The 21,105-nt window shown below is 43.8% G+C and carries 16 protein-coding genes; 4 read left to right on the top strand and 12 right to left on the bottom strand.

From position 1 onward, the window contains the following. Positions 1-131: 131 nt before the first annotated feature. Positions 132-647 (top strand): nucleotidyltransferase family protein, encoded by a 516-nt coding sequence (locus CA600_RS07660; RefSeq protein ID WP_094869707.1) that lies wholly within the window; start codon positions 132-134, stop codon positions 645-647. Between the two features lie 51 nt (positions 648-698). Here CA600_RS07660 and CA600_RS07655 read toward each other — a convergent pair whose 3' ends face one another. Next, the gene (locus tag CA600_RS07655; RefSeq protein ID WP_094869649.1) at positions 699-2,216 is read right to left on the bottom strand and encodes a methyl-accepting chemotaxis protein; all 1,518 of its coding nucleotides are present in this window, start codon (positions 2,214-2,216) and stop codon (positions 699-701) included. Positions 2,217-2,460: 244 nt separating this feature from the next. Here CA600_RS07655 and CA600_RS07650 point away from each other — a divergent pair, with 244 nt between their 5' ends. Then, complete coding sequence (locus CA600_RS07650) at positions 2,461-3,555, top strand: GGDEF domain-containing protein (RefSeq protein WP_179281563.1); 1,095 nt, start codon at positions 2,461-2,463, stop codon at positions 3,553-3,555. Between the two features lie 60 nt (positions 3,556-3,615). Here the strand turns inward: CA600_RS07650 and CA600_RS07645 are convergent, their stop codons facing one another. Beyond that, entirely contained in the window at positions 3,616-6,759 is a 3,144-nt protein-coding gene (locus CA600_RS07645; RefSeq protein WP_094869647.1) for an EAL domain-containing protein, read from the bottom strand. A 291-nt stretch (positions 6,760-7,050) separates the two neighbouring features. Between CA600_RS07645 and CA600_RS31155 the strand changes: the two genes are divergently transcribed. Both CA600_RS31155 and CA600_RS07640 read left to right on the top strand, forming a co-directional pair. Continuing rightward, positions 7,051-7,194, top strand: coding sequence for a hypothetical protein (locus CA600_RS31155; RefSeq protein WP_167348483.1), 144 nt, complete (start codon positions 7,051-7,053; stop codon positions 7,192-7,194). A 170-nt stretch (positions 7,195-7,364) separates the two neighbouring features. Then, positions 7,365-9,692 (top strand): TPM domain-containing protein, encoded by a 2,328-nt coding sequence (locus CA600_RS07640; RefSeq protein ID WP_094869646.1) that lies wholly within the window; start codon positions 7,365-7,367, stop codon positions 9,690-9,692. A 100-nt stretch (positions 9,693-9,792) separates the two neighbouring features. On the opposite strand, the gene CA600_RS07635 is transcribed toward CA600_RS07640, so the two are convergent. The 10 genes from CA600_RS07635 to CA600_RS07590 form a co-directional block, all read right to left on the bottom strand. Then, positions 9,793-11,394 carry an ATP-binding protein gene (locus CA600_RS07635; protein WP_094869706.1) on the bottom strand — a complete coding sequence of 534 codons (1,602 nt, stop codon included), beginning with the start codon at positions 11,392-11,394 and terminating at the stop codon, positions 9,793-9,795. 180 nt (positions 11,395-11,574) lie between these two features. Continuing rightward, positions 11,575-12,363, bottom strand: coding sequence for a formate/nitrite transporter family protein (locus CA600_RS07630; RefSeq protein ID WP_094869645.1), 789 nt, complete (start codon positions 12,361-12,363; stop codon positions 11,575-11,577). Positions 12,364-12,723: 360 nt separating this feature from the next. Next, complete coding sequence (locus tag CA600_RS07625) at positions 12,724-13,824, bottom strand: toxic anion resistance protein (protein ID WP_042184271.1); 1,101 nt, start codon at positions 13,822-13,824, stop codon at positions 12,724-12,726. Positions 13,825-13,835: 11 nt separating this feature from the next. After that, the gene (locus CA600_RS07620; protein ID WP_094869705.1) at positions 13,836-14,540 is read right to left on the bottom strand and encodes a hypothetical protein; all 705 of its coding nucleotides are present in this window, start codon (positions 14,538-14,540) and stop codon (positions 13,836-13,838) included. A gap of 34 nt (positions 14,541-14,574) precedes the next feature. After that, complete coding sequence (locus CA600_RS07615) at positions 14,575-15,630, bottom strand: ATP-grasp domain-containing protein (protein ID WP_094869644.1); 1,056 nt, start codon at positions 15,628-15,630, stop codon at positions 14,575-14,577. Continuing rightward, entirely contained in the window at positions 15,627-16,460 is an 834-nt protein-coding gene (locus CA600_RS07610) for an HAD family hydrolase (RefSeq protein WP_094869643.1), read from the bottom strand. The genes CA600_RS07615 and CA600_RS07610 overlap by 4 nt, the downstream gene beginning before the upstream one ends. Continuing rightward, positions 16,457-17,608, bottom strand: coding sequence for a cysteine protease StiP family protein (locus CA600_RS07605; protein ID WP_094869642.1), 1,152 nt, complete (start codon positions 17,606-17,608; stop codon positions 16,457-16,459). The genes CA600_RS07610 and CA600_RS07605 overlap by 4 nt, the downstream gene beginning before the upstream one ends. Then, entirely contained in the window at positions 17,605-19,035 is a 1,431-nt protein-coding gene (locus CA600_RS07600) for a phosphoribosyltransferase family protein (protein ID WP_094869641.1), read from the bottom strand. The genes CA600_RS07605 and CA600_RS07600 overlap by 4 nt, the downstream gene beginning before the upstream one ends. Next, a complete protein-coding gene (locus tag CA600_RS07595) occupies positions 18,980-20,191 on the bottom strand; it encodes an HpcH/HpaI aldolase/citrate lyase family protein (RefSeq protein WP_256989778.1) in 1,212 nt (403 codons plus the stop codon). Before CA600_RS07595 ends, CA600_RS07600 begins: the two co-directional genes overlap by 56 nt. A 171-nt stretch (positions 20,192-20,362) precedes the next feature. Continuing rightward, complete coding sequence (locus tag CA600_RS07590) at positions 20,363-21,103, bottom strand: TerC family protein (RefSeq protein WP_094869640.1); 741 nt, start codon at positions 21,101-21,103, stop codon at positions 20,363-20,365. Positions 21,104-21,105: the final 2 nt, after the last annotated feature.

Below are 21,105 nucleotides of genomic sequence, written 5' to 3'. Positions count from 1 at the left end.
TTTAATACCTCTATTGAAACTCTTGTTGTATGATAGGAACAGAATAAAAGCATACATATACGGAGGTGGGCGGTTTGCAAAAATTAGAACATGAGGCAGATATCATACAGCTTGTACAAAATGATCCCTGGATGATGGATATATTAGAGAATGCTAGATCGCTGCATTTACCTGACTGGTGGGTTTGCGCCGGCTTTGTGCGTGCAAAAATTTGGGACACCCTTCACGGCTTCGAAGAACGGACACCTTTGCCAGATGTTGATGTTATTTATTATGACGACAGCAATCTTCAAGAGGAGGTGGAGAAGGATTGGGAGGCGAGACTACGAAGCCTGAATCCTGCTATTCCCTGGTCTGTTAAAAATGAAGCAAGAATGCATACCGTCAATCAACTTCCACCGTATACATCAGCTGTTGATGCGATATCCAAGTTTCCGGAAACCGCTACAGCGCTTGGACTCTCCCTAGATCCATCAGGGAAAATCCTCCTAGTCGCTCCACACGGAATTTACGATGTTATTCATGTAGTATTACGACCTACCCCACATTTTACTGAAAACCCGAGCTTACTCCCTATTTATGAACAACGCGTTATTAAAAAGAACTGGCAGGCGACGTGGAAACAGTTGCAGATCAGCGCTACCTAAAATAACAAAAAGCAAGCCCCTAATATAGCAGGGCTTGCTTTTCTGGTTTTATTACACCGCCAAATCGATACCTACTACACCAACGACATCTCCCTGACGATTCTTAATCGCTCTGGATAATGTAACACAAGAACGCTTCGTAATCGCAGATACATAAGGCTTCGAGACATATTCACCTTCATTTATGGCCCCATTCCACCAATCACGCCGCTTGGCATTCAAGAGGCCAGCCGCTGGCTCGGAATAGATAAAGGTCCCATCCGTCCGATTGGACCAAATGGCTTGTACATCCGGATTTTTTTTAATGTAAGAGGTCAAAACACCTTGATGAACTTCAGTATCTGGGTCGTACAGTTCTTCTTTAGCTGAAATTGTCTCCAAGAGACTCTGCATTTCTTGAAGCCGGGCTGCATATTGGCTCATCTCGATTTCTTCTCGACCCGCAATGCCGGTAACCGACTGCTGCAACGATTGCGACTCGGCTAACAGATTGGCGCTGACTTCGTTCAGCTGCCCGATCTGGCTTCGCTGCCGTGTCACCTGTTCCAGCGTAAGATCCACATTGGCAATCGTCTCATTCACGATAGCCACTGCCCCACTCAGCTCCGTCGTCACTTCAACTATCAGCTTGCCCTGCTTCGCGGCAGCATCGATGGTTTCCGTTACTGCGCTGCCTACCTCATCGACTCTCGAAGCAATATCATCGAGTCGAAGCTTCACCGTGCCGACCTCGTTCACCCCACGTTCCACTGAATCTTGCTCTTTCGTAACGGATTCCAGCACCTGCTGTACTCCGTTATTAATGTCGAGCAAGATGCCAGAGGAACGGTCGACCGAGCTCTTGCTTTGATCAGCCAGCTGCCGAATCCGGCTGGCCACCACCGCAAATCCGCGGCCCTGTTCCCCGGCCCGGGCCGCTTCTATGGAAGCATTAAGTGCTAGCAGCGAGGTCTCATCCACAATTCCGTTAATAAGCGTATTGATCTCTTCTACCATCGCAATATGATTACTCAAGATAGTAAACTTAGCTAACATGTCCCCGCTCTGCATCTGTAAATCCTTCATCACAGCATCTGCGATGCTCAAGGAATCTACCATGGTTGTCATTCCTTGACGGGCATATTGCATATTTGACCCCAGTCTCTCCGTCAACTCTTCGATATGTGTGGTAACGGATGCTACTCCGCCCATTGTCCGATAAGCACCTTCAATGTTAGCTTTAGCTTCGTTACTGCGAATCCGCAAATCCATTTCATATTCATGTGAATAATCAGCTGTCCGCTGCAGCTTTTCTGTATGACGGCTGATTTCTTCGAGTGCACCATGCAGTCGGTCCGAAGTAACTACAATCTCATTGCCAAGCAGCTCCACCTTACTATTAGCTTCCTTCAGCAGTACTTCTTTACGATAAACGTAGCGGGACAAATTTAGCAGGACCCAGCCTAGAGAAGCCATAAGCAGGATGATTACCAGCTTATGAATCCAGAACATGTCTATCAACAAACTGTAAACACTGACAAGGAGCAACAGGACGACTACAAAAATCTGGCTTCGACGAATCTGCATCATTATTCCCACTCCACTCGATTGATGTTATGTATTCTAACATTATATCAGCAGAGTTAATTAAAGGAAATACTTTCTATACTATTCCTTTTCGATCAGTCCTTCCACACGCAAATCCATATTTATGGAGGACCTATACCAACGTTACCGTAATATACGAATATATTTGGAGATAATTGGTCGAGAGGGAATCCGTAATTATTGTCGAATATATAAGCAAATTGCCACTGGAAAAGAGGAACACATTATGCATACTACATCTCAAACTCCTCGTCAGACCCATTGGAATCGCGTGCTGCTCAATGCATTCTGGATCATCCTGATTGTGGATTTAAGTATTCATATGTTTGTTTCTCAATGCTTATGGGGCCAACATTCGGATACCCTAACCAGAGGAGAGTTTATTACTCAGTCGCTGATTCCTGATTCCGTCATATTGACTTTGATCATTATTCTGGAATTTATCTATAGATGGAAACCCCAATGGTCCGAGCTAGCTATTACAGTAGCGAGCCATTTATTTGCGCTTCTTATTATCATCAATCTCAATGATGAACTGTATGTTAAGTCATTAATTATGCTGCTGCCGCTGCTTGTATCCATGATCTATATGAAGTCTAGTTACATGATAGCCTCTTCTGCAGTTTGTCTACTGTACACGATCATTTTATTCATCAAGGCATCTAATCACGGGTATGTCCCTATCACCCAAACTATCATTATTGTTCTTATTTTTGCTGCTACTGCTTTAGCAGGCTTTGCAGTTATCGGTCGCGGGCGTGATTTGATGCGATCCCTGGAGAACTCCGTAAAGTCAGAACAGGAGTTACGCATTCAGAATATAATCATGGACCGGATATCCAAGATCGATCCTCTGACGGACCTTTATAATCATAAGACGTTTCATGAATACTTAGGATGGCTGATCGATCATCAGCAGAGTAATCCATTTCCTATGCAGCTAGCCGTCATGGACATCGACAACTTCAAAAAAGTAAATGATTCCTATGGGCACTCCGTTGGAGATATCGTATTGCAAAAGGTTGCAGCGATCCTCCTCGAGCATGTCGGTCCTGATGATTTCGCGGCTCGCTTTGGCGGGGAAGAATTTGTCGTCATTCTGACTTCTAAGACCCTTGATCATTCTCATGAGATTATGAAGCATATTCTAACGTCCATCTCCGATACCCCCTTTGCGGAAATGAACGACAAAAACGTAACCGTCAGTATCGGTATGCACGATTTTATAGGTACAGATTCCAAAAACTCTACATTTCAGAAAGCAGACGATGCACTTTATGAGGCTAAGAACACCGGGAAGAACAAAATCGTAATCAGCTAAAGGCCGAACACAAGCAAAAACGCCTTCGGCGTCCCTAATGGACGGTAAGCGTTTTTGTGTTCATCTGCTTGAATCTGACTGCTGTATCCCATAGCGCCTCTGTGTTTCTAAAAGCTCTTCGACTGCCTGCTTTGGCACAGGTCTGCTAATCAGGTAGCCTTGGATCTTGTCGCAGCCTAATTGCTTGAGCACATCCATCTGAATGACCTCTTCTACACCCTCTGCTACAACTTTCAGTCCCATATTATGCCCCAACTGTATAATGGACTGCACAAAAGACTGGCTGTCAGCTTTTTCTGAAAGCGAATCAATAAAGGTTTTATCCATCTTGAGCGTTGAAATCGGCAATTGCTGCAAATAGCTAAGTGATGAATAACCCGTTCCGAAATCATCCAAGGCGATACTAATGCCCTTAGACTTTAGAAACTGCAGCTTACCCAGAATACTCTCAAATGATTTCATAAAAATAGACTCGGTGATTTCCAATTCAAGGCAGCTTGGATTTAGGCCACTTACTGCCAGACTATCCTGTACCCTCTCGATAAAATCGTTCTGGAATAGCTGAATAATCGAAATGTTGACCGATATTTTATAAGGAACACCAGTACGATCTTGAATACCTTTCATAAAGATGCAAGATTCGCGAAGCACCCATTCACCAATATCGATGATCAGTCTGGAATCCTCAGCAATTTTTATAAAAGAAAGTGGAGATACAGAACCGAGAGATGGGCTGTTCCAACGAATTAAAGCTTCAAAGCCAGAGATGAATCCGGATTCGATATCCATCTGGGGCTGATAGTTCAGTTCAAATTCATTATTGTTCATAGCACTGCGCAAATGTTTCTCTATATTCATTCGTTCATTAAACGCTGTATGCATCGATTTGTCATAGACTACATAAGTTCCTTTGCCATCCTCTTTAGCACGGTACATCGCCACATCCGCATTACTCAAAATTTGCTCGGCCGTCTCTCCATCCTCTGGATAAAAGGAAATTCCGATGCTTAGCGAGACGTACAGATTACTCTCTCCTATTAAAAAGGACTGCCTGAACGCTCTCATTATACGCTCTGCCAGACGCAATACAGCCTCACGATCCTCTGTATCTTTAATAAAAATAACAAATTCATCTCCACCTAGCCGTGAGAGCATATCTCCTTCCCGCATCAGTGACTGCAATCTCTCACTTGCCTTCCGGATGAGTACATCCCCGGATTTATGACCTAGGGTATCGTTGATGTATTTAAAATTATCTGAATCCAGAAACAGCAGTGCAAATTTCCCTCCCGGATGCTTTAGATACTTCTCCATGGTCTCCAGCAGACATAAACGGTTAGGTAAGTTACTAAGCGCATCCACATAAGCCAGACGATGCATATGTTTCTGATTGTCTAGAAGCATATTGTATTGTACTAGAAGCTCCTGTTGAGTAGTCGCGAGCTGCTCATAGGTCGCCCCAAGCTCTTGGTAGCTGTTGCTCAGTTTAAGCTCCGCTTGCTTCCGCTCGCTGATATCAATCAAAGAGCCCATGAATAACAGAACTTTATCCTTTGGATTAACGGTAGCCTTACCCCTAACCTCAAACCACACGATTTGATTATCTTTGGTAATCATGCGGAACTCCGTTTCGAAAATAGGTGTGACACCCTTCAGGTGATCTTGTTTAAGCTTGAGGGTTGTAGCAAGGTCTTCCGGATGAACAATACTAAGCACTCCATCTTCAAACGAATTGATTTCATCCTTCGTGTAACCCATGAGTTCATACCATCGATCCGATAAATTAAAGTGTCTCGCCTCCAAATCAAACTCCCACATATACGCACCAGAACCTTCTGTGGAGAGCCGAATACGCCTTTCACTGATTTGTAGCTTATTAAATTGCTCCTGTAGATCGATCTCTGTCGCTGAGAGCTCTTCATATGTAGCTTCCAATTCCCTATAACTTAGCTGTAGCCTCAGCTCATTTTGTTTACGATTATCGATATCCACACCTACAAGGACAAAGATATCGGCTGCTTGCTTATCAAGTCCTTTTAATAAGGCTGTCCGGAATGAGAAATATCGCGCTTCAGATGACTGGTCTGGGAGCTTAATTTCTACGTTGCTGACATATTCGAGACGTATTGCCTGCTTCAGTAGATCCCGGATTATAGCCGTGTTGCCTTCCAGACCTGCGATATCCTCAATATTTACACCCAGTACCTCTTTTTCACTTAAACCCGTCATCTGTTCAGCGAATTTATTAAACCGCACTACCTTTTTATCTGCCTGCACCGCCCAAACTACCATGCCACTATGCTCTATAACATCTTCAAAAAATTGATGCTCTGAATAAACAGCACGCCGTAAACGATTAATATTCATTTTAAGCAGGACTCCACCCAGGATAAGAAGACAAAATAGAAGGATTGCTCCGTAAACCCATCTTTTGTGGATCATGCCTTTATAATAATCAGAATGAACGAAAAAATAGTTCTGGTACAACTCTTCAAAAGCACCTGAATGCTTCAATTCCCCCAATCTCTCGTTAACATAAGAAACTAACTCCGGTGCAGACTTATTGATTGCAAAAGCTACATCCCTGGGATAAAGATCATTCATTTCCTTAATAATACTGTCTGTCTTCCCCTGTTCAACGAGCAGATAATCGACCACCTCCTGATTCTCAAATAGAAGGTCGATCTCCCCTTTTTCTAAAGCCTCCAAGGCTTCAGGAATCGTAGCAAATTCTACGTAATCATTAATTCCCAATTTGCCGTTCAGTACTGTTTCAGAATACTGCCCGTTTCCTAGACCTATCTTATAACCTCCAAGCTTATTTAAATCGATCTTACCCTTAAGCCCTCGCCTTGCGTAGATGGAAATATAGCTTTTGAAAACAGGATCTGAAAATAACAACTCTTGTTTTCGTCCTTCCGTTACTGCCATTAGACCCGCTGTTTCGATATCACCCTGAACGAGCCGATTATACACATCAGGCCACTTCCCTGTACTGTAGTGGACATCGAAATCCTGCTTCTCAAAGATCATATTACTCAATTCAATATCAAAACCGGTCATGTACCCATCTTTTATATATTTATAAGGTGGATATTCCAGCTCTACTTGATATTCGATCTCCTTTCTTTCGGCGTGAAGGGCAGTAGGAGGTAAGAGCATAAATAAAATGCTAATCAGAAGCAACAGTCTGCACTGCTTCATCGCTCGTTCCCCCTTTTTACTGAATTTACAGTAATATCCTAAATGTTATTCGACAAAATATGGCAATACCCCTGCTTTTTCTTTCCTCGTCACATAATATACGCAAATCCCATCAATGAACCCTTCCCTTTGTAAATTATATAAAATTACGGATGCTACATTTTTATATTGCTTTTTAGATGGAAAATGTGGATAATAGCAATAATGATACAAGTTGATAATGATTATCATTATTAAATAAGTTATTGATTTCACTTTACTATATTTAAGTTAAAAGGAGACTGATCACCCATGAACGTTACCTCTACCCGAACAACACTACAGGTTGACGATTATCTGGATCTGCTCAATCTTGCCGTTAAAGTTGGAGATTTAAAATGGCAAAAAGAAATTAAATCCAGATTGCAATACATTCTCTGTCTGCCGACAAGATAACCTTTCTGAATATTCGCCGCATTCCTTTTAGGGAATGCGGCTTTTTTTGCTTGTATGATTGGCAGCTATGTAAGAATAGGTATCCCCGGGTCACTTGAGGGTTAATGATATAGTATAATTATCAGCATAATATACTGAATACAAAGTCCTTCAGATTGGAGCGTGTCAGCTTGAAAAAGTATATAGCTTTATTCTTATTGATCAGCGTGTTATGGATACCCGGTGCATACGCCGCCGAAATCCCTGCTGAGCAGGGATTAGTAACCGATAAAGCTGGAATGTTCAGTTCCGCAGAAGCGACGTCCATTTCTGCTGCTGCCACTGGAGATCTGATTACTATGCATGTACTCACCGTAGATTCCCTAAACGGCACTCCGGCCGATAAGTACGCCGAGGATACTTACACCTCTTGGGGATTATCCACACGCGATATTCTCTTGCTGATCTCCGCTGGCGACCAGTCCATTGAACTAAATTTTAACAATCCGGGCTTTCAAACCTCGTTAAATGCCTGGTCCCAAAATCAGGGAGGAAAATCAGGAAGTGCTGCCATTACAGCGCTAGTTAATACTTATTTCATCCCTTATGCCAGAGAAGGTGACTTCGCTGGAGGGACAAAGGCTCTAATTAAAGCGGTCCATTCCATCGGGGAGAGTACCGGAAATACTGGAGGAAATGCAGGAAGTGGTAGTGCAGTTGGCAGTACGAATAGCGGTTCAGGGAACGGAACCTCCGGTAAACCAGGGACCTCGGTCAGTACCGGAAGCCGCTCCAATAGCTCCATGTTTACTATTGTCGCCATTCTAATCGGAATCGGACTAATACTACTTGTGCTATTCATAGTGGTCACAGGTCTACGTCGACGCAAACAGCTAAACGCACAACAAGAGCAATTATCCGATTTGCTAGTACAGGCAAATCGAGCATTGGAGTCATTAAAGCCATTTCAAGGGATCGTTCAGGGAAAAACCGAGGTACTGGTAGAAGGCATTTCAAAACGGCTCTCTGCAAAGCTTGTTGAAATCTCTTCACTGCAAAGTGATGGGCAAGGTGTACAGCCACCCTTTTATCATTTGACTGCCCTTAAGGCAGCCGTGGAACAATTACAGCAGACAGAGGCCTCCTTCCGCGCAGCGCTCGAGGAAGAAGAGAAGAACATTGCTGTCATCAGTGAAGCTGATCGCAATGTTAAACAGCGAATTACAGAGCTGAAAGAGGATGCACCAGAGCTTGAAGAGCAGCTGCAGGGTGCGGTTAAAGAAACTGGCTATGCACTTCAAGAAATTGTAGAAGAGCTCAAGGAGCTTGCCGAGGAGACCTCTAAGGCAGATCAATTGGAGCTTTTTGACCCTATCGCCGCACAAGAAATTACCGAGGATGCACAAGATCGCCAAGAAAAGATTGAACAAGACCTGAAGGATGTCGATCTCTACGATGATAAGCTAAATAAGTTCCCTACGGTTTTAGCTGCAACCCGTGCCAAAATCACAAACATCATCGAGCAGAGTTCACTCCACAACATGAAGGTAAAACCATTTGACCGTCTGGAGCAGGCCCGCGCAGAATCGCTAACGCTTGAAGCGCCGCTGCGTGTTGGAGATATGGATGAGGTGCGCAAGATAGGCGCTACTCTTGACCTTCTCCTGGATGAGGCTGTTGCTATGACAGAACAACAAGCACTTCTTCGGCAGAATAACCGCAGAGATTTAGAGTTATTCCGTACCCAGTGGAGCCAATTAAAACAGCGGCGAGACGGACTGCAAAGCCGGATTACCGAAGCACGTATGTATTTTGAAGAACAACATGTATCAACTGTGGAGAACATCCTTTCAGCGTGGAGCACACGCCTTCGGGAAGGTGCTAGTGAAGTGGCGCAGATTGAGAATTGGACCAGTGATGAGCGCGGCGAATATGATAAGGCCCACAATGCGCTAGAACAGTTGCTATCCCTCCAAGATGAAGCTGCAAAGCAGTTCGATGGTGTCTCAGAAAGTCTAAATGCACTTCATGAAAGACTGGATAAGGTCACTCGCCTCTTTTCCGAAGGGCAAAGCCGGGTGGAAACAACCCAGCGTATTCTGCATAGCAGAGGGTTATCTTCTAGAATTCGCTTCGAGCTATCCTTACTGCCGGAATACAGTGCACTGGAACATCGTTTGGCATCCCGGCCTTACAATCTTGAGGAACTGGAATCCCTTGGCCGTTCTTATGATTCACAGATCAATTCCTTTGTGAATGAAGCGAACCGACTCGTTCGTCAGAAGGAAGAAGAAGAGCGACTAGCTCAATTAGCTATGCTGAGAGAACAACAACGTCGCGCACAGGCTCGCAAACGAATGTCCTCTGGCCCACCTTCATCAGGTGGATTCGGTGGAGGACGCTCGTCCGGAGGCTCCTCCTGGGGTGGAGGCGGCAGCGGTGGCAAATCCTCCGGCGGATCTTCTTGGGGCGGCGGAGGGAAGTCCGGCCGAAATTCATCAGGCGGATCCAAGTGGTAGACTTTCTCCAAATAAAAGACTCTTCCAGCCTGCATAGGCGGAAGAGTCTTTTATTATGAATTACTGCTCGCACGACGAAGAAATAGCCAAGATAAGCCCTTTATTTTATTGGCAGATAAATCGTAACGGCTGTACCTACGCCCTCTTCACTTGCTATGGCCACGCGTCCTCTATGTGCAGACACTATTTTTTTAACAATCATGATTCCCAGTCCATTACCGTCACCTCTGGTTGTGTGAAAAGGCTGCCCTAATTTATCCAGCACTTCCTTGTTCATACCCTCTCCGTTATCTTTGAAGGTAATCGTCTGGAATCCATTCTCCACATCTAGGGCAACTGTAATGCTTCCGCCAAAGGGCAAGGCTTCCATTGAGTTTCTTAGGATGTTTAGGAAGACCTGCTTAATCTGATTACGGTCACACAAGATATTCGCATCACAATGGAATTGTGTTTTCAATGATATATTATTCATCTCCACTTGAATCGCAAAAATGCTGAGCACTTCCTGCAGAATCGTGCTACATTGTTCTACCCTATAATGCGCGGCCTGCGGTTTACCTAGTATGAGGAACTCGCTCACAATGAGGTTCATTCTTTCTACTTCTGACATGATAAGATCATAATGTAGCAGTTGCGAATCTTTATTGGCTAGTTGAAGCATTCCTTTGACTGTAGTTAGCGGATTACGAATCTCATGTGCGATACTCATGGCTAGTTGTCCAGCGACCACTAGCTTCTCTGTATTGCGCAACACTTCTTCCGTTTTTTTCATCTCTGTGATATTACGAAGACTCCCTATCACACGAGCTAAACATGCATTCGAATCGTAAACCGGAAGCACATCCAGCATATAATGCTCAAATAAACCGTTGCTCTCCTGAATCACTTCCAGCCCAGCACATGCCTCTTGCTGAAGAATGACATGTTGAAAATAAGAGCCCACATTCCGAATTTCGAAGACACTGGCACCGATAACAGATGCTTGATGCTCACCATCCAAATGAAGCATGGTTAAGCAGTTCTCATTTATATTGACGACCGTTCCAAGTTCATCCGTTATAATAACACCCAAGTAATTGGTATCCAATAGGATTCGATTTAAAAGCTGAAGCTCAGCATTCCCCCTACGCAGCAAAATCTCGCGTTCGATAGAGTCAGCCATGGTACAGAGCAAAGGCAATAAGTGGGGATGCGCCACATCAATATCCGCCATAAATGATATCGTCCCCAATATTTCAAGCCCATCCTCTTTATAAAAAGGAGCCGTACAGCACACTAAACGATGAAGAATTTGATGATAATGATCTTGTCCCTTCAACTGAAAAGGCCGCTGATGTTCCAGACACAATGCAATTGAGTTTGTACCCACTTCTTTGTTTAGTTGCACACCTTCTTTGATGCCAACCTGCCCTACGAGATCAATAATCGTCGGATCCCCTTTGAACGCCAATAGATAACCTGCATCATCCGATATCGTAACAAGGATCGGATTACCTTTTACTGAAGAAAGGAACTTGTTTACAAAAAAATCAATAACCTCAATCACTTCACTATATACATGGAGTTGTGACCCCAATTCATCTGCAGCATAACATTTTGGAAAAATAGGAGGCTGCTCTGGATCTATTCCTTGATCAATGCAATGCTGATTGGAAGCCTTAATGATAGTCTCATCCGTCAGTATCCCTGTTGTCTTTTCCAAAGCCTTACCCCATTCTGTATGATTCTTCAATTTTGCAATACTAATATGTATTCTACTTCTTTCCCCCTAATCCTTTTCAACCCTAAAAAATCAAAATATCCCAAAGATGAAGAAATATCTTACAGCACAAAAAACTCCGCTCTTTTAAAGAGCGAAGTTGCGGATTCACATTATTTCTTCTTAATGTTTCGGATCATCCAAAAAAGGTTTGTTCACATAATAATACATAACCCCCATCAGAACCCCGCCGCCAATTAGATTTCCGATTGTAACGGGCACAAGATTATGCACCACACCGCCCCACGAAACCGTTCCGGGATGGTCAAGGACTAATGCAATTGCAAAAGTACACATATTGGCAATACTATGCTCATAACCGGAGATGAAAAAACAGAATACGAATAAGACCATTGCGAACATTTTGGCCCCATCGCCTTTGATATTCATTGGGATGAAAAAAGCCATACAAACAAGCCAGTTACAGAGGATAGCGCGGAAAAAAAGCTGCCCTGCCGGAGCCTCCATTTTATGCTCAACCACATATAGTAAAAAACCATTTACATCAGAACTGTAAAACAGCCCTGTTAAAAAAATCAACAGTGCAAATGCAGCAGCACCAAGAATGTTACCTATATAACTCATGACCCACATGCGTACAACCTCGGACCATTTCATTTTGCGTCTCAAAGCCGTGTACGTGTAATAGAAAGTATCTCCGGTAAATAAGTCCCCTCCACCGTATGAGATTAGGATGATCGCTGCTCCAAAAGTAATCGCAGCCATTGGATACGCAAACGGTGAATGCTCCATATAGAAGTAGTTGCCTGTCTTGAATGCTACAATTACGCCGAACCCGATAAACATACTGGCCAGCATGGCTCTGGCAATATAGCGCAATATACTTTGCCGATAGATCTTCTGTTTCTTAAGTGCTAATTGTTCAACCTGTAGCAGCGCCTCGTTCTCCATGTGACCTCCTTAGGGATTTGGGTTTTCCAGCTAGTTATGGGCTAATCGTGCAATCTTGCGTTATTATACCCAATAACCCGCTGGAAATTACTTGAACCAAATCATGGTAAAAATTCTAAGTGTCCTCATTCATTTTTGCAATCGCCTCTGCTCTTTCACTGCTGGCTACGATGATAAGCACGAGTATCAAGCACCCTAAGATCATATGCCTATCCTCACTTCCTCCACATGTAGTCTTGTGACAACTTATGTGTGAAGATAGGGCTTTATGATTGAGTATCGGCGTTAAAAAAAGCCTGTTGAATGAATTCAACAGGCATCTCAATCTATTCTCTGTATTTTTATTATTGTCAGAAACAATTAGTTCAAGAAACTGCTCAGTTGACTCTCAGCCTCTCCTTGCTTCAGTGCCTGAGGCTTGTCCGCCTCATTTAGTCCTAAACGATTACCCAGCTGAGTATTGATTGCCGTCATTTTAGACGTATAATCTTGACAGCTCTCAATAATACGACGGTTGGACTGTTCTGAAGTATCTAGTGCGCTAAGCAGATCACCAATCGCTTGATTCACAGCTTCCATAGACATAGAAGGCTTAGACAGCAACTCGGTTGTTTTCTCTGTAGTGGTACGCAGCAGACGTGCATTTTCTTTAAATTGATCTTCAATCGTCTTATTCGTCGCTTCTACAGCATTGATGACGTTCTCCTGATCCGCTAAAGACATCGCAATCATTGCCGACACCGTTATCAGATTAGAGGTCTTATCAATTGCGTTATTCACGGAATCAATCAGCTTGTCATTATTATCATTAATGATGTCTGTAGCAGCAATCGCTTGATTGTACAGCAGAATCATTTCTGTCATCGACTGAATTCGAACCATCACTTTACGCAATCCGCGCTCCAGATAAGCTTTACGGTACTCATTCTCTGGCTTCGCGATCTCTACCTCGAACAATTCTTTCAACTTAGTGCCGAAAGCAATTTTGGTCTGTAGGTTATAGATCTCTTCCATAGAGGTACGTTTCAGCTGACGCATATTCACAATGCTCTCTTCGAGGGTATCTCTACCATCGCGAAGCCCTGTAACTATGGCATCAATGTTCGTACGAACCGACTGATATTTATACACATAGTTCTTCATTGGACTCTTGCGCAGCATCTTGCCAAAGAAGCTCACATTCTTACTTTGCTGCAGATTCTCACACTCATTCCGCAGCTTCATAATCATATTAGGCACTTCAACGCGCTTACCAGACATCAGGTCATTCACTGGGCGATCCAGCAGCTTCAAGGTTTGTCCTGCTTTTTCCTGCGTCTTAACCCCAAGCTTGCCGATATCATCCATCAAGGAATCCAGTGTAACCGTATCCGTTTGGGATACCTTCTCAATTAATTGTGCCGCTTCCTCGACTACCTTTTGTTCATCTTCTTTTTTTAATTGGATCAACTGCGTGGACATGGGATTCCCTCCTATAGTTCGGAACTGCTGTACCGCTGATGAATCAGTTCCGCCTTCGTCTGAAGTTCCATCAGGTCTTTATGTTCGATCGTGGACGCGATATCCGATATTTTGGAGTCGACATCTCTTAGACCGTTCAGCAGCATTCTCCGATTCTTCGTCTTTGCTTCACCGCCTAGCCGTAAGAACGGATTGATTACACCATTCAAATCCTTCAGAATCAATCTGCGGACCGTATGATTAATCTCGCCGTTATTCAGCTCCTGCAGCAGTGGAATTACACGTTGAAGCCTCGCGAAGAGCGCCAATGATTTCTCGACAATTTCATTGTCCAGCGTATCCTTCTGCCCTTCTGAGATAATCATATCTTCCAGAATACTAAGATACTCCACAACCGGAGCGAACTCCGGTCCAATCTTCACCGCGCTCTCAGTTCTACTGTCATAGCTGTGATTACCTGATGTGGTATCATTTGTCGTGGTGCTTAATTGAGGAGCACTCTCAGCGGGTGCCTTAGCAATAGGTGTCGTCACAGGGCCTGCTGGCAACACCTCCGCTGGGAGATTGGTTCTTGGACTTCTCGTTACCAGAGCACCTATCCCCGCACCCGCTAAAGGCAACAGCAGAGAGATGAATTCGGGCAGAAAAGAGCTCGTTAATACAGCAACAACATAACCGATACCGGCGTAAAGCAACACTTTCGATTTAAACTGAATTGTTCTCACCTCTTGTGAGCGACTTTATGAACGCTCAATTCACGGCATCCGGAATGACAGATTGGCCGTTTATTTTCATAATCATCGGTTGCTCCAGATGGCTAGCCAATACATCACCTTCAAAATTCATAGGCTGAACCTCGCCACCGAGTGCGCTTTTGACGGCTAAATAAGGAAAGTTAATCCCTGACAGACATGACATATGCAGTCCACCGGACATTCGTGGGTTAATTTCCAACAACTTTGGAATATCTCCATTGTATTTCATTTGAATATTGAAATTGAAGGGGATCTTGTAAACTTCTGCAACTCTAGCTGCAATCTCCTCCAGTTCAGGAATATGCTCCATCAATCGCAGACGACCGCCCACTTTTCGACGTGGCACAGCCACTAATAGCTTACCGTTCTCATCTGCCAGACAATCTATACTATACTCGTAACCCTCCAGTAATTCCATCACCATCAAATCAGGGAAGCTCTCTTTGCTTGCAAGAATATGATAGGCATCCTCAAACGTAATCAATGGAGTTACATACCCAAAAAGCTCTTGAAGCGGATCGCGGGTATTGTCGATAATTCGGAAGCCTAACCCGCCTTCTGTTTCAGTAGGTTTAAAGCAAACACGATGTCCCTTGGCAACAAGGTCCGTGTAAGCGTCTTTAAACTGCTCCGCTGTACTAACTACATGATAATCCGGGATACTCATGATGCCCTGCTCACTAACATTCTCGTAAAATTTACCTTTGTCCATAATGGACTCCAGCAGATCAAGATCTCTACAGACCAGAACCTTAGTACCAATCGCATCAAACATTGCCACATGGAGAGCAATATCAAGCATATGCAACCGTGGAATAAAGACATCGATCTCATTACGCCGACAGAAATCAACGCAAAACTGAACATATTCTATTCCCTTCAGCGCCGGCTCGGTTTCAGCAAAGTCAGCACCTTGTAGCGACATATGGCGGATATCCGGGTGTGTTGCAAAGATTTGAACCGGTATACCATCCTCGTTATTGCGAAGGAGATTCATATAATGGTAAGCCACGGAAAACCAACGATTGAAATAAATATTTACCTTTTTCATAGTGGCCCCACTCCCAATGCAGTTAGATTATTATAGATCATATTTACATACTGCAAAATCTCATCTCCAGCAAATACGCCTGATTCTTTCGTAAATGGATATCTTGATTTTACAAGACCACTCTGTTGCTCTGCAAATATTTCACCATGGCAAGGAGCAATAGCATAGTCGGCACTCTCAAGCAGACTCTTATCTAGCAGTGAGTCCCCGGAGGCTACCATAGGTTCAGAACGAACGGTGCGCCGCAAATGGAGTATAGCGTCGCTTTTGTTCACGGCAGCCGGCACAGCGTACAGCTTGCGGCCTTGTAAAGAAACCCTCCAGCCAAGATTATAGAGCCGATCTGATAGATTAGTGATTTCATCTAAAGGTAACTGATCCCGATAAACCATGAAGGAATAGAATAGATCATCACAATAATTCTCACTAATGATCCAATCCTCACGTACAACCGCCTTGATATATGATCTAACCTCTTCAGCCCCAGCAGAGTGACGAGCTACCAAGCTACCGATTGATTCTCTCCATTCCTTATCGACAACACCACCGATTAAGATATTCCCCCCATTGCTTGTAACCGCATAGTCCGGTATTACTGTTTCTTGAAACAGATTAATACGCTTATATTGTTGTATCGTACGCGTAGTAACCGGGATGAAAATAATCCGTGTGTTCAGATCCATCAGCTGATTTAATGCATGCTGCGAAATATAGGATCTCGTCTTTCCCTCGATAATTTCCGCCGGAATTAGACCTGGAGTATTCTCCGGCACACCTATTGCACCTAAAGAATAGATCAAAGTACGATCTAGATCACTAGCATATATCATTCTGTCTCCCCCTTCAGCGGTTTAATTATTCCGCAGCAGGAGTACGTCATCCCAGGAAAGATCTCAACAGGAACGCCCCGGTCCTTCGCTAAGAGAAGAATATGCTTTAGATTCGGATTATCCATAGTATCGACAAGAATTTTCCAAGGTACTCTACGTAGTAATACGCGGGTTGTTTCGCCGACTCCCGGCTTTATCAGATTAATGTTATCTATTCCGAAAGTCTCCTGAATACTCTGAATATCACGAAGACCCTGCCAAGTAATTTCTGGCGGATGCTCCAACATCTGTTCAGCAATATTCTTCGCTTCTTCTACTACGGAAGGAAAATACGGGCAAATCGTATCAATAAATACATTGGACTCGTCCGCATTCAGCCACTCCTTATAAAACTTTGAACCATGAAATTCCTCAGGACCAATGAGATCAGCGTGTAACACCGTTCGGCTCATCAGCCCAGAAACGGTAGAGTTTAAGCAGGCGCTAGGAATGAGATAGTCTTCTCTAGTCCCAAACATACCTGCGCAGCTTCCAGGGTCAGCCAATACGGCAAGATCATCATTTAAGCGAATACCATACTTCTCATAGAAGGTATTGCAAGAATCAATCAGCACCCCACGGATAGCCCCTTTTCCTGTCCACCCATCCACAAACTGCAAATCAGCATCAAGTCCATGCTTCTGCAGAATGTAGAGTATCGCATTCTCATCTATACCTTTTCCTCGAATAATAGAAATACTATAATGCGGCAAGTCTACCTCGTATCTCTCAGTTATATAACGCTTAATCAGTATACCAACGGGTGTTCCTGCTCTAGCTAAAGAGACAAGCACCGTACTTAGTCCTCTTCTTGAGACAATCATCTCAGAAACAATGGCAACAGCTAAAGCTACCTTCTTAGCCGATTGCTGCAGCGTCTCATGAAACAGGTCGACATACTGCTCGGTAGGCTGATATTCAACGGGCAACATCTCAGAATAATGGACACCCGATTGAATAGCTTCCTCCCTTTCCTCCGTCGCCAGCTCCAGCGAAATGTCACTAAGATCCTTGAGCAGAAACGTAATATCTGACGATGGATAGCTACCTAGCGGAACTGGTTCTGCTATTTTTTTGTCCATGACTTTATGATTACTTGTTCCCTTCATACTGGAGGCCCTCCACTTCTTCCTTCAGGAGTCAGTACAATAAGATGCACTTTATGGCGGGCAAGTGTCTTCAGTATATCAAGCATGGGTTTCATTCGTTCATGCGGTACATCACGCTCAATCAGCACGAATATTTCATCATACTGATCAGAATCCACATTATAAATAAAGTTTGTAATTTCCGGATCGCTAGCTGAAGGATATGCGGCAGCACTATGCACTCCGTAATCTGGTCGACGTTCAGGGTGGATTGGACTGCGAGTAGAGGACTGATACGAAATGCCTTCCCCCATCTCAGCCGCTATCCGCATAGGAAGGTACATAAATTCACCTACACCCATCACTAGAGTCTTAGAATTCCCCCCTCGTAGTTCTCTTAGCTGAGCGGCTATCCGGGTTACCCCTACATCAAGATCATCATTATTCAGCGACTCCAGTCCGAAACGTCCGCTGTATTTCACATAAGGAGACGAGTTGGTGTCACCATATGAATCTACGGATGTTGCCTGCAGACGTTCTAAACCGTCCACTACATAAGTGGTCACTACTTCGGATTCCACTGAAGACGATAACAAATCTTTGTCATTCCCAGCATTTAGCAAAGGCGTGCCTTTTACTTCAATACTGCCTTGAAGCAAACACAAGGACTTAATCCGAATCCCCAGTTCCTGTTCTAATTCGCTATAGGTATGAAGATTATTACCGCTCCTCCAATCCAAAATAGAAACGACTACGTATTCCTCCCGAGGGAATTTGGACTGAATATCACGGATCGTATTAATGGCTGTATTCCCTGTTGTAATCTCATCATCCACCAAAATAATCGGCTCAGTCCCTGATAATAGCTTAATATTCAAGGCGTAACATAGATGGTCAACCGCATGTGAATGCTCTTCTTCAAAGCTAACAATGGACTCCAAATCGATGATATGTTCACGGGTAGTATGAATATATGATGCTGCATCAGCAAACATGTTGTACACACTGTGACCCAGTGCAGTTGCAGTCTCAGCAAAGCCAATAAAGACAACAGGCCTAGGAAGAACTAATCGTGCAGCTAATAAATGCTCATAGGCTTCCTTGGCAGACTCAGGATGTATCAGTCCGTGTACAGCTTTATCTAATAAATCTTCCATCCTATCATTATCCGCAGAATTACCGTTCATCTCCTGATATAACAGCAGCGCTAATGCAGCACCACTTAGCAGAGAGGTGTACGGATTAACAGGGATATGTTTACCAAGTACCTTGCTGACGAACAAAAAGGAGCGTTTCTTATTAATCCGGGCTGCCATGGAGAATAAAGTATCCACAGGCAAATGAAAGGGATTAGATGTTTCGGTAACCATAACCTGCAGGTTCTCGACTATGTTATACGTGTGTAAATTCGTTTTCGGGTAATAATCCGACAAAATGCTGTTGTTCATGTAACACCCCGTATATTTGTGATCGTAGTAAAATCCGTTTTGCCCAGTTCAAATGCGGCTTAATCTCGTTCATCTTATTAGAATATTGACTCTTGAAGACTCCTAGGCTACCATCGTTACTCTCTACGATACTGCAGGCGTCAACATATTCCTCGTGCATTACCGTGTACATGGCCTGAACAGGTCTGAGATGTGAGGGATGTATAATCGTCTTGCCCAAGATCCCATTTTCTTTATCTAAAATCACTTCACGAATAAGCCCATCCATGCTGCTAGAAATGTAACTATTTCGCATGTCGCGGCCGTTTTTACCATAGGTGTCCTCAAATGGAGTCTGCCGTAGCTGTGGTCTGAGCACCCGATGCCCTTTATTCGCAAAATATTCCCAGACTGGTCCGGAAATTACATACCCTTCTTCCACTCTGCCAAAAATATTAATAATATCCGATATGCAGTCTCGAATAGGGGTAAGATCATAAATACTAATATCAGGACTACGGCGCAGTCCGAATAAACTTGAGAAGTCTGTTGCTCCAATTCTAACGTTCAACACATATTCGCGGTAATTGCCTAGCAAATTACGAATAGATAAAAGACTATCTACCCGGCTCTCCCGGTAAATAATAGGCGCACTTTCCAGAATTGGCATGCCATAAAGCACTGGGTCTGAGTAACTGCGCGTTCTATTGTAATCGGCTATCACCTCGAAATATTGGATTCCGTTGTCGACCGAAAACTTAGGGAAAACAAACCCTGTTAACATCGTAACCAAAGACCCTAACCGAAAAATCAGCTGCCGTAGCTGCTCCGGGTTACGAACTCGGATGAAGAGGAGCGGAAGACTATCACTCCCGCTTGGCTCGTTCTCCTCATATGCGGCGAGAAAAATAAGATGCTGAATGAGAGACTCCTCTGCATGGTCAACCTCGTTATCTCCGATCGCATCCTCCAGATCAATAATAACGGTTACAAGTCCTGCACTTTTGAGCTTCAAAATGTCTTCGGGAACACTAGCACGAGTTGCTGGCATATAAAGGGCAGCTCCAACAGCATGAGCCAGCAAATCTTTACTCGTAGTATTATGGTTAAATGAAATCGGCGGATTATAAAATAAGGCTATTTCTTGTTCTTTCGTCAGGTAATCGAAGTATCTCAAGATGGTTCCCCCTTATAGTTTTGCGAAGCCAAGCAAAACAAGCGCAGGCCTCTCCTATAGAGAGTGGCAGAACCAGCTATACCCTATCCGGTTCTCTCATATATAAGTGAAGGCCTACGCTATAAACATATACGATTACCTGAAAGCAGCAGTGTTCAACTAGCTTTGAAATCAAGCATTTCTATGGGCTTCTTTTTTCTTACGCAGTACGCTGTAAAGGATCGTACCACCGAATACAAGAATAATGATTGAAAAGAATAATACATGTGGCATTTCGTACCCAAAAGCGCCCGCGAGCATTTTACCAGCAATAATGGCAATAAGCGCAAAGGCGGCACGCTCAAGTTCCGGAATTTTATCAATAAGCTTCAAGAATAATTGCGCTACTCCCCGCATCATCAGAACGCCTATGATTCCGCCCATAAAGAGCACCCAAACCTGGTTACTAACACCAAATGCAGCAATAACACTATCAATGCTGAAAGCAATATCCATTAATTCAACAAGGAAAACCGTCTTCCAAAAAGAGAACCCCTTATTCTCGATCTTCTCATCGCCACCGCCCTTAAATAACCCGCCATAGGCGATATAAAAGAGATAGGCTGCACCAAGAACCTTAACCAACATAAATTTAATAAGAAATGTCCCTAGACCGATAGCCAAAAACCTGAATACATAAGCGCCTATAATACCGTAAAAGAGCGCCTTCTTCTGTTGTTCCTTAGGTAAATGCTTAACCATGACGGCGAGAACAAGCGCATTATCTGCAGAGAGCAGTCCCTCTAGCAGAACTAAACTACCAATAATGCCCCAGCTAACCGGGTCTGAGAGCGTACCTACCACATCGCTCCATGAGAAGAAATGACCGTAGTTCTCACTAATATTCCTAAAAAAATCAGCGAACCAATCCATTA

The organism is Paenibacillus sp. VTT E-133280 (assembly GCF_002264385.1).
Lineage (GTDB): Bacteria > Bacillota > Bacilli > Paenibacillales > Paenibacillaceae > Paenibacillus_AQ > Paenibacillus_AQ nitricinens.
Note: the sequence above shows the minus strand (reverse complement) of the source record. Positions and strands in the feature narration are given on the sequence as shown.

Bases quoted from the DNA above. Each gene is read 5' to 3' on its own strand.
- CA600_RS07660 (WP_094869707.1), top strand. From the start codon at position 132: ATGATGGATATATTAGAGAATGCTAGATCGCTGCATTTACCTGACTGG.
- CA600_RS07655 (WP_094869649.1), bottom strand. From the start codon at position 2,216: ATGATGCAGATTCGTCGAAGCCAGATTTTTGTAGTCGTCCTGTTGCTC.
- CA600_RS07650 (WP_179281563.1), top strand. From the start codon at position 2,461: ATGCATACTACATCTCAAACTCCTCGTCAGACCCATTGGAATCGCGTG.
- CA600_RS07645 (WP_094869647.1), bottom strand. From the start codon at position 6,759: ATGAAGCAGTGCAGACTGTTGCTTCTGATTAGCATTTTATTTATGCTC.
- CA600_RS31155 (WP_167348483.1), top strand. From the start codon at position 7,051: ATGAACGTTACCTCTACCCGAACAACACTACAGGTTGACGATTATCTG.
- CA600_RS07630 (WP_094869645.1), bottom strand. From the start codon at position 12,363: ATGGAGAACGAGGCGCTGCTACAGGTTGAACAATTAGCACTTAAGAAA.
- CA600_RS07625 (WP_042184271.1), bottom strand. From the start codon at position 13,824: ATGTCCACGCAGTTGATCCAATTAAAAAAAGAAGATGAACAAAAGGTA.
- CA600_RS07615 (WP_094869644.1), bottom strand. From the start codon at position 15,630: ATGAAAAAGGTAAATATTTATTTCAATCGTTGGTTTTCCGTGGCTTAC.
- CA600_RS07610 (WP_094869643.1), bottom strand. From the start codon at position 16,460: ATGATATATGCTAGTGATCTAGATCGTACTTTGATCTATTCTTTAGGT.
- CA600_RS07605 (WP_094869642.1), bottom strand. From the start codon at position 17,608: ATGAAGGGAACAAGTAATCATAAAGTCATGGACAAAAAAATAGCAGAA.
- CA600_RS07600 (WP_094869641.1), bottom strand. From the start codon at position 19,035: ATGAACAACAGCATTTTGTCGGATTATTACCCGAAAACGAATTTACAC.
- CA600_RS07590 (WP_094869640.1), bottom strand. From the start codon at position 21,103: ATGGATTGGTTCGCTGATTTTTTTAGGAATATTAGTGAGAACTACGGT.